The 14,303-nt window shown below is 43.4% G+C and carries 12 protein-coding genes and 1 pseudogene; 3 read left to right on the top strand and 10 right to left on the bottom strand.

Translation table 11 applies throughout. The features are described 5' to 3' along the window. Window positions 1-39 precede the first annotated feature (39 nt). Window positions 40-3,177 carry a DUF3427 domain-containing protein gene (locus MKX75_RS04845; RefSeq protein ID WP_339168653.1) on the bottom strand — a complete coding sequence of 1,046 codons (3,138 nt, stop codon included), beginning with the start codon at window positions 3,175-3,177 and terminating at the stop codon, window positions 40-42. 171 nt (window positions 3,178-3,348) lie between these two features. On the opposite strand from MKX75_RS04845, the gene MKX75_RS04840 reads away from it, so the two are divergent. Beyond that, window positions 3,349-4,221: a hypothetical protein gene (locus tag MKX75_RS04840; protein WP_339168651.1), complete on the top strand. Its 873-nt coding sequence runs from the start codon at window positions 3,349-3,351 to the stop codon at window positions 4,219-4,221. A gap of 214 nt (window positions 4,222-4,435) precedes the next feature. On the opposite strand, the gene MKX75_RS04835 is transcribed toward MKX75_RS04840, so the two are convergent. The 7 genes and pseudogenes from MKX75_RS04835 to MKX75_RS04805 all read right to left on the bottom strand — a co-directional run bounded on the left by MKX75_RS04835 (window position 4,436) and on the right by MKX75_RS04805 (window position 8,505). Continuing rightward, on the bottom strand, window positions 4,436-4,858 hold the full coding sequence (locus MKX75_RS04835) for a hypothetical protein (protein ID WP_339168649.1): 423 nt from the start codon (window positions 4,856-4,858) through the stop codon (window positions 4,436-4,438). A gap of 89 nt (window positions 4,859-4,947) precedes the next feature. Further along, entirely contained in the window at window positions 4,948-5,436 is a 489-nt protein-coding gene (locus tag MKX75_RS04830) for a hypothetical protein (RefSeq protein ID WP_339168647.1), read from the bottom strand. Window positions 5,437-5,454: 18 nt separating this feature from the next. Further along, window positions 5,455-5,700: pseudogene (locus MKX75_RS04825) on the bottom strand (hypothetical protein); the annotation flags it as partial. A gap of 116 nt (window positions 5,701-5,816) precedes the next feature. Further along, window positions 5,817-6,290, bottom strand: a complete 474-nt coding sequence (locus MKX75_RS04820) for a hypothetical protein (RefSeq protein WP_145146221.1) — start codon at window positions 6,288-6,290, stop codon at window positions 5,817-5,819. A 61-nt stretch (window positions 6,291-6,351) separates the two neighbouring features. Next, on the bottom strand, window positions 6,352-6,819 hold the full coding sequence (locus tag MKX75_RS04815) for a SitI3 family protein (protein ID WP_145146220.1): 468 nt from the start codon (window positions 6,817-6,819) through the stop codon (window positions 6,352-6,354). 19 nt (window positions 6,820-6,838) lie between these two features. Further along, window positions 6,839-7,984: a WXG100 family type VII secretion target gene (locus MKX75_RS04810; RefSeq protein WP_339168644.1), complete on the bottom strand. Its 1,146-nt coding sequence runs from the start codon at window positions 7,982-7,984 to the stop codon at window positions 6,839-6,841. A 260-nt stretch (window positions 7,985-8,244) separates the two neighbouring features. Next, the gene (locus tag MKX75_RS04805) at window positions 8,245-8,505 is read right to left on the bottom strand and encodes a hypothetical protein (protein WP_339168642.1); all 261 of its coding nucleotides are present in this window, start codon (window positions 8,503-8,505) and stop codon (window positions 8,245-8,247) included. A 116-nt stretch (window positions 8,506-8,621) separates the two neighbouring features. Here MKX75_RS04805 and MKX75_RS04800 point away from each other — a divergent pair, with 116 nt between their 5' ends. Beyond that, window positions 8,622-9,080, top strand: a complete 459-nt coding sequence (locus tag MKX75_RS04800; protein WP_339168641.1) for a hypothetical protein — start codon at window positions 8,622-8,624, stop codon at window positions 9,078-9,080. Between the two features lie 35 nt (window positions 9,081-9,115). On the opposite strand, the gene MKX75_RS04795 is transcribed toward MKX75_RS04800, so the two are convergent. Next, a complete protein-coding gene (locus tag MKX75_RS04795; RefSeq protein ID WP_339168639.1) occupies window positions 9,116-10,021 on the bottom strand; it encodes an ATP-grasp domain-containing protein in 906 nt (301 codons plus the stop codon). A gap of 144 nt (window positions 10,022-10,165) precedes the next feature. On the opposite strand from MKX75_RS04795, the gene MKX75_RS04790 reads away from it, so the two are divergent. Continuing rightward, window positions 10,166-10,552 carry a VOC family protein gene (locus tag MKX75_RS04790; RefSeq protein WP_339168637.1) on the top strand — a complete coding sequence of 129 codons (387 nt, stop codon included), beginning with the start codon at window positions 10,166-10,168 and terminating at the stop codon, window positions 10,550-10,552. A 181-nt stretch (window positions 10,553-10,733) separates the two neighbouring features. On the opposite strand, the gene MKX75_RS04785 is transcribed toward MKX75_RS04790, so the two are convergent. Next, window positions 10,734-14,216 (bottom strand): glycoside hydrolase family 2 TIM barrel-domain containing protein, encoded by a 3,483-nt coding sequence (locus tag MKX75_RS04785; protein ID WP_339168636.1) that lies wholly within the window; start codon window positions 14,214-14,216, stop codon window positions 10,734-10,736. Window positions 14,217-14,303 lie beyond the last annotated feature (87 nt).

Here is a 14,303-nt window from a genome sequence, read left to right as displayed (position 1 = left end):
ACGATACATACTTTTTACTCAGTACTTCTTTTCTAGTTTTTAAACAATACACTTATTCGCCACCGCTACCATCTTCGCAGGCATCTCTTCATGCAGTCGCCATACAAAGCTCATCGGTTTGTTCCCCTCATGACTTACATAATCGGCTTCGCCCAGAAACACAAACGGAGACGTATAGCCATGCTCCTCCTTATACTCCCTCACGAAAAGCACGATCTGGTTGCCCGTCTCTCGATGATGGATATACCGCTGTGCGGTAGCTGTATGCTCCGACACCCTGCTCTGTGTCTGCCAGTGGAATAAACGCTCGTTGATCGCATAATCCTCATACAGCGTAGATGGTGAGAAATCTTTGTCCGATTTGTTCAATGTAATGAAGAAGATATCGGTCTGTTCATCGGCAAAATACTTCACGCCTTCACGGAAGGCGGGTGATTGCTCAGCGTTCCAGTAGCCAAAGGCGGCAAGCACTTGGTCGATGGAGTACATACAGTGGATATCCAGTGGACAAGTGTACGGGAACGAATTACTTTTATCCACAAATCGCAGATGAGCCAGATTATATTTGAAAATATCCACAAGCTCTGCTCGGAATGCTTCACAAGACAGCACACGCTGCACACCCTCTTCAATGCTGCTCAACCCTAGTTTCTCAGGCGCGGCCCGGTGGAAGGTGTAATAGAACATAATCAACATGCGCTGTTCATCCGCGTTGGTTGGTTCTTTGCCTTTTTCAATAAAGTCGATCAGGAACGTCAGCCAGCTTCGGGAGTTGATCGTCAGCACAGACGGCAGTCTGCGGATGTACTCATCCTGCTCACTCTCTATTGGCTCTGTCAGTCCGGCCTCGGCCAACATACCCCGGAAATACCTTTTGCCCGTACGTCCACCATACAATTCATACAATGTCATCCCATGATGCTCTACAAAACCAGCCAAGGTCAGCGGCAGTCCGGTGTCTTGCTGGAACGTTTGCAGCTTCTGGATCAACGCTCTGCGATTACGACTCATCTGCTTGAGGTTGCGCATGACGTATTCCTTCGCTTGCTTTTCCAATTGAATGAACGTGCCGCGTGGTAAGTTCGAAAATCCATTCTCAACGTAGTACGAGATAGAATGTTTAGTAGCGCCGATCAGGGCGCGGAATTTATCCCGGAACCTGTATTCCTGATGCGCTTGTCCGATGAAGTCGAGCACGGTCAGGCACTCTTTGCCATCCGCCATCCGGAGCCCACGTCCCAACTGTTGCAGGAATACGGTCAGACTCTCGGTAGGACGCAGGAACAGGACGGTGTTCACTTCAGGGATATCCACGCCCTCATTGTACAGATCCACGACAAAGATCATGCGCAGTTCCCCGTTCACCAGCTGTCCTTTCGCAGCATGACGTTCCTGTTCGCTCGACCCGCCATGCAGGGCCATGGATGGAATGCCGGCTTTGTTAAATATTTTTGCCATATACATCGCATGATCCACCCCTACGCAGAACCCAAGTCCCTTCACATCGTCGAGATCGGTTACGTATTTGTTCAGACTTTGGATGATCTGGTTGGCACGGATTTTGTTATGGGTATAGAGTTTCTCCAGTTCGTTCAGATCGTAGCCTTTGCGCGACCACTTTACCTGAGATAGATCGACAGTATCGGTGACGCCAAAATACTGGAAAGGACTCAGTAGTTTCCGGTCAATGGCATCGGTTAGACGGATCTCGGCGGCAATCGTATGATCGAAGTAGGCGGTAATGTCTTTGTCATCCATCCGTTCCGGCGTGGCTGTGAGTCCCAGCAAAATCTTCGGTTCGTAATGGGACAACAGCTTCTGGTATGAAGGAGCAGCCGCATGATGGAATTCATCCACAATGATGTAATCGTAATAATCAGGGCTGGTGATCTCCGTCAACTTCATAGAGTTAAGACTCTGAATGCTAACAAACAGATGGTCCAGCGCCTCAGCTCGGTGATTCCCGACATGCAGCTCGCCAAAATTCATATCCTTCAGGATATACCGGAACGTATCCCGACTTTGCTTCAAGATTTCTTCCCGATGGGCGACAAAAAGCAGCTTTGCTCCCGCATGGCTTGCACGGAATCGCTTGTAGTCGAAGGCAGAGATGACCGTCTTGCCAACGCCTGTGGCGGCGACGATCAGGTTGCGGTTTCGTCCGTACAGCGTACGCTCGGCGTGCAGCTGCTCCAGCACTTCCTTTTGATAATCGTAAGGCTGGATGTCGAGGTGAAAGTAGCTGGACTGATCTTTTTTACGATTCAGAGCCGCCTTCAACTGTGCCTCATGGCCTTCATCCTCAGCTACATATCGCGTAAATTCACGGTCATTCCAGTAACTCTCGAAGGTCGCTTCAATCTTGCGCAGCACGTCGAGTGAATCCTTCTCCGTCACCTTGAGGTTCCACTCCATACCACTGGTTAGCGCCGGGTTGGAAAGGTTAGAGGAGCCGACATAGGCTGTAGTGAAGCCAGTATCACGGTGGAAAATGTACGTTTTGGCGTGCAGTCGAGTCACTTTGGTATCATACGAAATCTGGATTTCCGTGTTGGGCAGTTTGCTAAGTTCAGTGATGGCCTTAAGGTCGGTTGCTTCCATGTATGTAGTTGTGATGATACGCAGCTTCCCGCCACATGCTGTAAATTGCTGAAGCTGTTCCAGAAGCAGGCGAAGCCCGCTGAATTTGATAAACGATACCAGCCAATCGATCCGATCGGCGGTCACGATCTCCTTTTGCAGCTCCAATAACATACTCGGCTCGGACTTTGCACCTGTGAACAAAGAGCTTTGGGAGATTGGCGTATCTGGACGAACGATTTTGGTATCCCGGACCGCACGAATGCTGTTCAGTTTGGAATATACATGGGTCAGCACTTCCCCCTGCTCATCCAGTTGCAATTCATTGTACTCTTCTTCCCCCAGTGTGCCTTTCAGGGTAGCAATAATCTCATTACACGTTCGAATCTGCGCCAACACTGCCGTCTTATCTTCCGTCTGTTCCCGCACAATCTTGAGCGCTCGCCGAGTCACCGCCGCCAAATACGTGGACAGCAGCTTGCGCGCTTCCTCTGCATCCAGCTTCTCGGTCCCAATGTTATACACATCCGGGTCCAGCGCCGAAATCTCTTGCCTGGTGATAGTGTTGATAAGCTGTTCATATATGCCTTGTTTCATAAATGTACCTCGTGTGGGTGTAGGATGTTTGTAGATAACGTATTGTAAATCTCTATATATCCCTATTTACTACCGATAGTATAGAATCCTTTCTTATTCAATTTCCTAGATAAATTCCGATAAATATAACAGATCGTATTTTAATTATACATAATTAGGAGTGTGAGTAGTTTGTGGTATGGTGTAGGTTGTTTGGGTATGATCATTTTTGGATCAATTAGTTTGCTAGGTATCTCCAATGATAGTAAATTTGTTTTTTGGTTTGGAGTAGTGGGGTTCGCCATATTCAACTTCGGAGCTCTTATTCTTGGTGAAGTTAGGAAGAGGAGATTTGCTGAAGATATGGATGGAGTAATGGATATGACTCTTAATCGTACAAGTCAATTCGCTGCTAGTCAGGAGTTCCGTTCCGTAGATTTAGAGAGTATGATTGCAATTGACGAAATGAAGCAGCAAGTATGTTTTATGTATAACACACATGATAACCAAGGGGTTGAACTCTCTCGTACTCTCTCCAAGTTTAATTATGAAACGAAAATATTTCAGTATGAAGATATACTCCAGTCCGAGATTATTATTGATGGAGTAACTCACACCAAAACCTCAAGATCTAGCCAAGTCGGTGGTGCCATGATTGGGAGCCTAGTTGGCGGAAACGTTGGTGCGATCATCGGTGGTCTCAGTGCACTTCAAACTTCTCAAACCCATGTTAGATCAATACAATTACAGGTTGTTGTTAATGATCCTCAAAGATCATTTTATAGGATTAACTTTGCTTTGTTCGAACAACCTGTCGCTAAGAATTCTTCTTCATTTATAATAGCAAACGACAAAGCTACTCATTGGCATAACCTTCTTAGTTACCTCATTAAAACAGTGGATCAAGAAGAACAAACTACACTTATTGAATCTAGAAAAGAAGAAGAAAAAATATTTGCTCACTCTTCTGTAGCAGATGAATTATTAAAACTATCGGATCTACTTGAAAAGAAGCTCATTAGTATAGAAGAATACAACCATTTAAAGAATAAACTATTAAATTAGATTAAAAATCAGTATGTGAATAAAAAAATGGAGTACTTTCTATTCCCTCTGAATGGCAGAAGTACTCCACTTTTGGTGCAAAGCATATCTTGATCAAAAGTCACTCTTACTCGTCATTCGTACCTTGGATTCAAAGCATCTCTCCAAACTTCATCATCCACGAAATCAACCTTTTTTTCACTAAAATAAGCTCGAGTCTCTTGCTCCAGATCATTCAAGATTGGGGCCAATCCTTCTCGTTAATTTCCTTGGATTCAAAGTCCCCAACAATGTTCAGCCATCGATGATTTAACTGCTGATACTCCTCAATCCGGGCTCTAAGTTCAGGTGTTACAGGATAACTGGTTATATCCAGCCTCTCGAACGTCATTCGCATACGGTGAAGCGTAGGTGGCATTACATCATCTATACCTAGATCGTTCGTGAATAAAGTTGCGGGTTTTACCAGCCAATTGGCTTCTTCACTGAAATTTAGATTCATCAAGTTATACTTATTTATAATCTGCGTCATATCCTTAAAGTTGTAATAAAGCTGGCTGGCTTGTTCTCCATCCTCAACCATCTCGTTTGTTATTTTGTCATTCTTAAGTATTTGGTCAAATAAAATATCATTATTTATAATCGCACTTTTCATCATGGCGAGCTGTTCTCCTAGAATTTTATAGTAAGAAGCACCTCTACGTTTGTATGGTAGAAGTGCGCCTTTATGCATTATTTATCTGTAATTCAGTTGTGAGGTTTCGTAAAAACCGAATACTCGATATTCTCAAGGAGTTCTCCATAATGAGTCTGGAGCAATTCAAGATATGTTCCGTTGAATGTATACTTTCTGTTTTTGAAGAGAAATATCTCTTCTCCAGAAGTATGATAGAATACGCCATCTACTCTAAGTGATTCTAAGATAGCGAAAGAAATTTCATACATTGTTTTATACCATAACTCATATTGTTGATTATTCTCCAATTCAAAAGACATTGTTTGTTGATAAATAAAATCCTCTTCTTGAAACATCGTTTCATAAGATGCTGCTGGATGACCAGGCGGAAAATTATTATCATAAGCAGTTATTTTCAAACCACCGCTTAGATCAAACTCATGAATGAACAATGCATTCTGTTGTCGGTTCATATAATTCACTTCAAATTTCTTACTTTCAATTAGTTTTTTCAACCACAACGGATCTTGTTTTCCATTCAACTTCAGTGCATACTCCATAGACTTGTCTCCTCTACTTTAAGGGAATACCGATATGATCTTACCGTCCTTTTTTATTGCGATAACTTCTTCTAAACCTTGGATTTCCCATTCTTTAAATTGCTTAAGCAACGCAGAATCATCTCCAGACCACTTTGTTAAATTAATCACCACATTCTTGGTTTGTTGTTTAATCACTACCTTTTCCTGGACCTCACTCCAAATACCTCTAATACCTTTATTTTCAGTTGGTGCATAACAGTCAAATATACGCCCTTCAATTCTAAAATCGGGATCTCTTTTGGAACTCGTCCTAGGATTTTATAGTAAGAAGCACCTCTACGTTTGTATGGTAGAAGTGCTTTCAAGTAGTATCATTATTTCATTTACCTGCTACTTTTTTAGCTTAATAACTCCTTTTCAATATAAGGACGGTCAAGTAAAAGAAGAAGGCTTGAAGTTAGATATTTAGTTTGATATTCATCCAACCGATTATTGACCGTCAACAGACCATTCTCCATTCTAAGCAGTTGTGTAGAACCATCTTCTAGGAACAAAAGATTACCCTCAGTATATTTTATAAGTTTACTAATAATTCTGAAAATATGCTCTATCCCTTCAGAAAAAGTAATGCCAAATACCTGAGTTCTAATACATACATTAACATCTAAGTTATAATGTTTTTTAACAAAAGTGATATCAGAAGTATCCTCTATCTCAAGTGTCAAAGAGAAAAAATCAGAACCAATTACTATTTCTTTATCGTTACTATTAAATGAAACCGATCCGTTAACAAATTCAGTAGTATATCTTCGAAACAGTTTCCCTAAAGAATTAAGATCTAAATTAGATCGTAGAAATAATTCGTAATCCATGTACTGATCCTCCTCTATTTGATGAGTAGAACCCTATTGAAATATCTCACTAAAAAAAATTCTACATATCTTTATATTCTCTAGTTTCAATAAACCTTTTGTACTCTACTCGATCCCAAAAACCGTCTTCGTTATTAATTCTTAAAATCCCATCAATTCTATAAACACATTCATTATCATTAAGAAGAAACAACAGGTTACTTTCCGTCGAATCGATTATTTCAAAGACTAGTACAAGAATGTGAGTAATTGCCTCTATACTATCCCAGTCATTATCTATTCGAAAATTTAAACTCTGATTATATTTAAAATCATTGGCAAGAAACTCTGAATCGTAACCAAATGGACTAGCCGAAGTATCAATTAAAGCAATTGAAAATCCAACTTTATTTACTGTTTCATCAATTTTTAATCCTTTGTCTAATTGTATTACTTCATCACAAATAATATTGATCTTAGTTAATTTCTCAATCAGGATTTCTTTTGACAGCACAACTTCTTCACATTTCAAGGAGCAGTCCGTTGCCATTATAATTCCTCCTTATAGATCAGGGATATATATTTATAATTTTTCCATTTTTTATAGCTATAATCTCTTCCAGCCCCTCAGCAGGCCAATCATTAAATTGTTTTTTCAATATATCAACATCACCAGACCAATCGTCCAAATTTACAACAAATCGGTTAGCTTGTCCTTCTGCTAGTTTTTCATTTATCAATTTTGACCATATATTCCGAGGAGATTTTTCCCCTTTTGGTGAGAAACAATCAAAAACATTACCCTCAATTAAATAATCTGGCTTCTTATTTTGTCCAGGTAATTGAGGGCTTTGTGTGATATCATATCCTTTTTCGGCTAATATTTTTGCTGCCTCATTTTCCCGTTCACGCCCACGTACTGTTTCTTTGTCATCTTGTGGACGAATTTTTGCTGGATATCCTTTCGGCGTTGCATTAGAGCTCGGGGAATTACTTGGTCTAGTTAGTTCAATCTCATTTTTACCTATTCCTGCTTTCCCTTTCCCCGACTCAGGCTTACTTCCACCAGCCCCAATGTCATCTTTCGAACGAAGAGCTTTCCCAAACAAAACATACGCCAGAGCCTGTCCTGTCATCGCCCCACCGTAATATCCTGCTCCACTCTCATCAATCTGCTTCTTCTGATTCTCTACAAATTGCTCTATATCAGACCTAGCCGTTCCCTTGCCCCAGGCGGTATCCCATGCAAACTGAATACCACGTCCAACGTCAACAACTTTGCCCACTGTCATGGCATATGCCACACTGCTTAATGTACTGAACGGGTTAGAGAAGAAAGCTTCTGCCGTCTGGCCCAATCCCGTTATTGTTTCTCCTATAGATTGATCGAGCAGCCCTACAGCGAAATTTCGCTTTAGTTCCTCTGGAATATACAGTGCAACCTCGCCTGAACCGTCCGTTGTTCTGAAGTTCCTCGCGATAAACGTAAACTCATTCTGGATCTTGTCCAACAGCCCAAGTGTAGTTGGGAACACTTCCTTCACTTGCATAAAATCCCAGAAGAATCGCTCTCCTGTCACACCCGACCATTCGGATTGCAACATATAGATGGATTTCTCCAGTTCTCTAACGATTCGATCGAGTTCCAACTTCTTCTGCTGAACCAATCGAGCTTTTTCGTCCAACACATCGGGATGTACCTGAATACGTTGCATACCATCTTCACCGCCAACCTGACCATAGTAGTTATACCTAAATTTTAACAAGTGAAGAGTTTGATTGGAATCAAACGGAGGATTCATTTTCTTGTTAAAGATTCAGTAGACAAGGAACATTTGATAGCCAGATATTTTGCATATTCGTGCATGTTATTCATGGAGTCTTACTTCTGTTTAAAATACTGAACGATCTCTTCCGGTTCCTGGGTTTCCAATGTGATGTGGCCTTTCTCGAACAGGATCATGTACGGATATGATTATAGACCGAAAATCTTCTCATAATTAAACTTATTATCATCACGCACATTATAAAAATTCACACTGGTAATTGGGCCTTCTGATCTCAAATTTTCGTTATTCACTTCATTTAATTGCGTCTGTAAATCAACAATAAATGGCCGCTCCGAAAGACGGTCGGTAAATACAATGAGTGATGCATCATTTCTCTGATTTTGCGTTAGATATTCAATGGCTTTCTCTCTATTGTTCTGACCACAACCTGTCAATACGAGTATCAACACACACAATATCAAGAACCGCTTCATTAAATCCTCCTCCAAAATATGATATAATTGGATATTAAGATGAATTGAATTTTATCAGATATGCTTTACCTCTGAAAGGAGCATACACAATGAGCAAAAAGAGTGTCATCATCGCTATCATTATTGGTCTTATCATATTGATACTCCCCATTGTGCTTTATTTCTCTGTTACTAATAAAGCAGAATCCGCACTTCCCGATTCAAACATCTCACTTCAAACTAAAACCATAAATGGACTTACCATCACACTGCGTAATGCAACCTATACAGATCAAGAAGTGCATTTGGGTTATGAGATTCAGGGCGGTGGACAGTCTGAGAATGATTTGGAATATGTATTTTATAATAAAAATGACATATTCGCTGATTCAGCCTTCGGCAACATTCATAAACTTGGAGACAAGCATTACTACATCACGACCATCACAGATCAGGTTCGTGATCTTCCGGAGCAGTTGGATCTCACTTTTGAGATTAAAGCCCGTTCAGACTTGGCAAGACAACACGATATCGTCATCCCATTTAAACTTAACTTAAAGAAGAGTTAATTCATGATCACCATGAGTTAACTCTTTTTAATTGTTTACACTAATGCTATCTTCAATTGCTCATAAAACGTCAACGGATCCGCATAATCCGGTAACCCCGCCACCTGGCCGTCACCGAGTTCAAGAACAATCCAGGAGCCGCCTTCCACCTTGGCAAAATCCATCGTGTAGAAACGGCTTTGAATCGTTTGTGCAATGTCCAGAAATGAAGTGAGTGCATCTCTAAACGCTTCGTCCTGTCCTTCATCCCAATAGTTAGAGATGTATGCAGGCTTACCGTCTAACATAAACACCCGCATCTCTCGGGATAACGGCATACCGCTCTGGTCGTGGTAGGACAGAAACTCCAACTGAACATACTCCCTGAACACAAGCCCTACATTCAACTCTTCACCTTGTAGCCTCACAAAGTTATGCACAACCTGCTTCACATGCTCCTCATCCGCAGCATCTGGGATGTAACAGGCTTCCTTCCACTCATGTTTACGAGATTTCACATAATCCTTAACGATAATTGGCCGATTACCAAACTGGCGAGTGGCCTCCTTAACGGCATCTGGTGAAGCCTGAATCACTGACATGGGCACCCAGACCGAGTGCGGTGTATATCCTTTAATTACGTCATATGACTCGGGCAGATAATGGCAATGCTTGTATTGCTCTGGTGTATTAATGAGATATAGATTTTTCGATGCCAGCGCCTTATATAGTAGCCCGTACGCTTCCGGTGTCAGCATCCAGCCCCGGTACAGTACATCCTCCCGTTCTGTTGCGTGCTTCAATCGTCTCACAGCGAGTTCCGGACGCTTGTTCACTATTAGTTCTTCCAGATGAACCAGTCCCACCTCAAAGCCAAGTTCCTTGGCACATACATACTCCTGTTCATAACTCTCATCTACCTTCTTCTCATCCAGCGGCGAACTACTAAAAATAATTTTCATATGTACCTCCCTTATTCATCCTGCTTAATTGTGTTTCTCATACGATGTCGATCTAACTGAGCTCTAAGGTATAATAAATGACATACTACTATATACACCCTCATTCTACAGGAACAATTGATCCAATTCGAAGGAGGCTTATGCATGCAAATAGAACGACTTGATCATCTTGTGTTAACCGTAGAGAATCTGGAAGCAACCCTTTCATTTTATACCAACATATTAGGTATGAAGGTAGTCGAATTCGGCCAAGGCCGAAAAGCATTACAGTTTGGACAGCAGAAGATCAATTTGCATGAACGCGGAAAAGAGTTTGAACCGAAAGCTCATACCCCTACGCCGGGTTCGGCAGATCTTTGTTTTCTGGTCAGCACACCTCTAGAAGAAGTGATTCTCCATCTCTCACAACATCATACGAAAATCGAAGAAGGTCCAGTGGAACGTACCGGTGCGCTGGGTCCCATTCGTTCGGTGTATGTACGTGATCCTGACGGAAACCTGATTGAGCTGTCCAATGCTTTGTACAGTTAATCCCATGATTTTTCACCTTTATATGGTCGCAAAAAAAACCTGCAAAGCCTCGGCTTCGCAGGTTTTTGTGTCTTCATAAACTACCAGATGATTAATTAATACATCGCATCTGTAGCTACTCCACTAACACCTTGAGGATGAAAAGGACCCTTGCATCCCTCTCGCTATTAGTGAAGCTTCATTATTTCTCGAATCGGAACCAACCGAAGTCAAACTGACTGCCTGGCAGGAAGATAAAGCTTACTTTCTGCTCACCTGTCACCTGCTCAAGCTCAAACACCCGCTCCTCATATCCACCCGACTGTGTGAACTCAACCAACTGGTTGCTCTGTCCGTCCTCACCTGCGAAGCGAATATGAATCGTATTTTTATCAATCGGCGAATGACCGTAGATCACGAGCTTCGACGTGCCTTCTGCCGTAAAGTCCATATTTTCAAACTCCAACGACACATTGTTTCCGATACCTTCTACTCGATCACCCTCAATTTTGAACGTATCTCCATAGAGATGGTCACAGGATGCAGCGGCATTCTGTTCAAAGGCCCGACTCTGGCGCTCAAAGGAGAATCCTTTAATATGAATCTTCTGCTTCAGCACAAAACAGATCGATGTAATCCCGCTAAGGCGTTTGGACAGATGATAAGTCTCTTCCTGGTACACATTCCAGATGGACTCTTTGTCATATACCACATCCGCGATCATCGTACTTCCCTCTTCATCCGGCATACCTTCCCAGATCTGAATGAAGTAATCCTCAGTGGATAACGTAAAGATCGGAATGGTAATCGTATCAGAGCCGTATGGTCCGAAGTCAATATTACGGAAGCCTACATGTGTCTCTCCATCGCGACTTGTCGCTACCCCACGTTCGTTGCCGTTGCCAACTTCACCTTTGGTGTAATCGTACAGTCCGCCCGTGATGAAGCCGTATGGATCTTTGTAGGCTGTACCGAGACCATCCGCCTTGAACTCCAGCTGGGAGATGAGTTTCGTTTTATCGGTACCGTTGGTACTCGTTGCGCGAAGTCGGAACTCCCCGTCACCTATAGCAGATACTTTCACCGCATGTTGATGCTCGCCGTTGTCGCCCGTTCCCGCTTGAACAGCTTCCACCTTGGCAATGTTGGACTCGATCCCCGCATCATTCACAACAGCCCACTCGATGTCGCGATAGGAAGTGTTCTCCGGATACAGTTTAGCGGTTACAGTCAGCTCCGGGTTGGACGGATCGAGCAACTGTCCTGCACTACTGATGATCTCGATTTTCCGCAAAGGAATCTCCTGAGCATTCCCCGTCAGCACCGGACGCTCTTCATTGTTCATGAAGACAGGCTGCACTTGTTTTTCACCATCAAGTTCTCTATCCACAACCCGAGATTCAAACTCAGCCGTAGCCCCTTCCAACCCTTCAGAAGAAACTTCAATCCGCACCGTTCCAGCTTCATTTGTCGCTCCGATGATTGCCATCAGTTTGCCGCTGAACAGTCTTCTACTCAACCCTTTGTATGGATCATAGTCCGTGCTGTCCCCGTTATCCAGACCCAGCAATCGTCCAGCACCAGTTACCTTAACTTGCATACGGTTGTTCGCATTGTGCACCGGATTACCCGCTTCATCTTCCACATCAATTTCTACAAAAATCAGGTCTGTACCATTCGCTTGCAACTGCTCCCGATCCGCTTGCAGACAAATCTTCTTCGCATCCGTATAGGATCTTTGCACATCGGTTGCAATGATTTGACCGTTCTCATCATAAGCGATCGCTTTCAGCTCGCCCTCTTCATAAGGCACTTTCCACCAGCCAGACAGCTGTGTTCCATTGGCATGATCGATATCGTACGTGCCAATGGTTTTACCATTGAGTTGCAGCTCAATCTTCGGCGCGTTGCTGCACACGCGTACATCAATAATCTGACCCGGGCTGAAATCCCAATACGGGAACAGGTGAACCATCGGGCTTTTCTTATAATCCGTCCAAGCCGCTTGGTAAATGAAATAAGAGTCTTTCGGGAACGTTGCTGTATCCAGCTGTCCAAAATACGAATTCTTCGTATGATACGGTGTCGGCTCTCCAATATAATCGAATCCAGTCCATAGGAATTGACCCAATGAGTAAGGACGATCCCGCTCTGCCAAAATGCAGTATTCTGCCGACTTCGCGCCCCAGCTCGTCGTACTGTTACCCAAAGCCGAGCACTGCTCATCATCATCTGCCAGAATTGGCTGTTCGAGCGGGAAGTGATAGATGCCACGACTCTGTACTACGGAAGACGTCTCACTACCATAGATGATCCAGTCCGGATGCTCTTCATGATGTTTGTCGTAATATTTTTCCGCATAGTTGTAGCCTGCCAGCTTCACGATATCCGCGCATTTTTGTGCATTTTCCCAAGGCATGTAGTTGGAACCAATCGTCACGCCAGCATTGCCTTTTGGATCAAATTCCAGCACATAATCCATCAGCATCCGAGTAACTTCCTGTCCACGCTCATCCGCATGGGTGTCGTAAATTTCGTTCCCGATACTCCACATGATCAGGCTGGGATGGTTACGGTCGCGCTTCACCCAACTCTTCACATCGGTATGCACCCACTCCGGGAAAAATCTCGCATAGTCGTATGGCGTTTTGGCACGTTCCCACATATCAAAGGCCTCAGACACAACCAGCATACCCATCTCATCGGCAAGTTCCATGAACTCTTTGGCAGGCATATTATGCGCAGTCCGGATGGCGTTAACGCCCATTTCTTTGAGCAAAACAAATCTTCTACGCAATGCCGTCAGGTTAAACGCAGCTCCCAGGGCCCCGAGATCGTGGTGTTCGCACACGCCGTTCATCTTCGTGTGGACTCCATTCAGATAGAAACCTTCACTAGGATCCAGCTTAACGTCCTTAAATCCAATACGTTGGGTTACGGTTTCAATGATCTCCTCACTCTGATCATCCGTGATTAGTCTCAGTTCGGTGACCAGTTCATACAGATGCGGTGCATCCGGGCTCCACAGGTTTGGATTCTCCATACTGATCTGTTGGCTATCTGTCGATGCAGACGCATTCTGACCTGCCGAAGTCTTAACATTCGCTTGGGTGGATACTACTACCTGACCTTCATACAAGATCGTATGCACCAGTTTTGCCTGCTGATTCTGTTCTAGGTTCAGCTCCGTATCCACTTCCACCTGCCAGCCACCCGTCTGTTGCTTGATGGATACATAAGTCCCATCCGTAACAATATGATTGCGGTCTCTCGTCTTCAGCCACACATGGCGATAGATTCCGGCCCCGGAATACCATCTGCTGTTCGGGCTCTGATGTGCCACTTTGACCACAATCTCATTGTCGCCTTCCACCAGTGCTTTCGTGATCTCATGTTCAAAAGCAGAATAGCCATACTTCCACTCTCCAACCAACTGCCCGTTCACATACACCGAAGAATCCATGTATACGCCATCAAAACAAAGCAAAAGCTGCCGCTCATCCTTCGTATAATGGAACGTCTTGCGGTACCATCCAATGCTGTCTTCATACAGTTCAAGCGTATTATATATCAGCCAATCATGGGGAAGCTCCACAGGTTCAAATACCAGACCCGCAGGTTCCATAACATCCAGCTTGCTTTTCGCAAATTGCCATCCATCATTAAAAAGCCTCTTCTGATTCATGGTAGATTCTCACTTTCTTCAAGTAAATTATGATTACGGTTTCAACAGTAGCTGTCGCTTTTTCCGAAAACCTTTTCGGTAATACAC

It is taken from the genome of Paenibacillus sp. FSL R5-0341, from assembly GCF_037975235.1.
GTDB classification, from domain to species: Bacteria; Bacillota; Bacilli; order Paenibacillales; family Paenibacillaceae; genus Paenibacillus; species Paenibacillus amylolyticus_A.
The sequence above is the reverse complement of the archived record's forward strand: the minus strand, read 5'-3'. Positions and strand labels throughout refer to the sequence as shown.

Excerpts from the sequence above, each read along its gene's own strand:
- MKX75_RS04845 (WP_339168653.1), bottom strand. The coding sequence starts at position 3,177 with ATGAAACAAGGCATATATGAACAGCTTATCAACACTATCACCAGGCAA.
- MKX75_RS04835 (WP_339168649.1), bottom strand. The coding sequence starts at position 4,858 with ATGATGAAAAGTGCGATTATAAATAATGATATTTTATTTGACCAAATA.
- MKX75_RS04830 (WP_339168647.1), bottom strand. The coding sequence starts at position 5,436 with ATGGAGTATGCACTGAAGTTGAATGGAAAACAAGATCCGTTGTGGTTG.
- MKX75_RS04820 (WP_145146221.1), bottom strand. The coding sequence starts at position 6,290 with ATGGATTACGAATTATTTCTACGATCTAATTTAGATCTTAATTCTTTA.
- MKX75_RS04815 (WP_145146220.1), bottom strand. The coding sequence starts at position 6,819 with ATGGCAACGGACTGCTCCTTGAAATGTGAAGAAGTTGTGCTGTCAAAA.
- MKX75_RS04810 (WP_339168644.1), bottom strand. The coding sequence starts at position 7,984 with ATGCAACGTATTCAGGTACATCCCGATGTGTTGGACGAAAAAGCTCGA.
- MKX75_RS04800 (WP_339168641.1), top strand. The coding sequence starts at position 8,622 with ATGAGCAAAAAGAGTGTCATCATCGCTATCATTATTGGTCTTATCATA.
- MKX75_RS04795 (WP_339168639.1), bottom strand. The coding sequence starts at position 10,021 with ATGAAAATTATTTTTAGTAGTTCGCCGCTGGATGAGAAGAAGGTAGAT.
- MKX75_RS04790 (WP_339168637.1), top strand. The coding sequence starts at position 10,166 with ATGCAAATAGAACGACTTGATCATCTTGTGTTAACCGTAGAGAATCTG.
- MKX75_RS04785 (WP_339168636.1), bottom strand. The coding sequence starts at position 14,216 with ATGAATCAGAAGAGGCTTTTTAATGATGGATGGCAATTTGCGAAAAGC.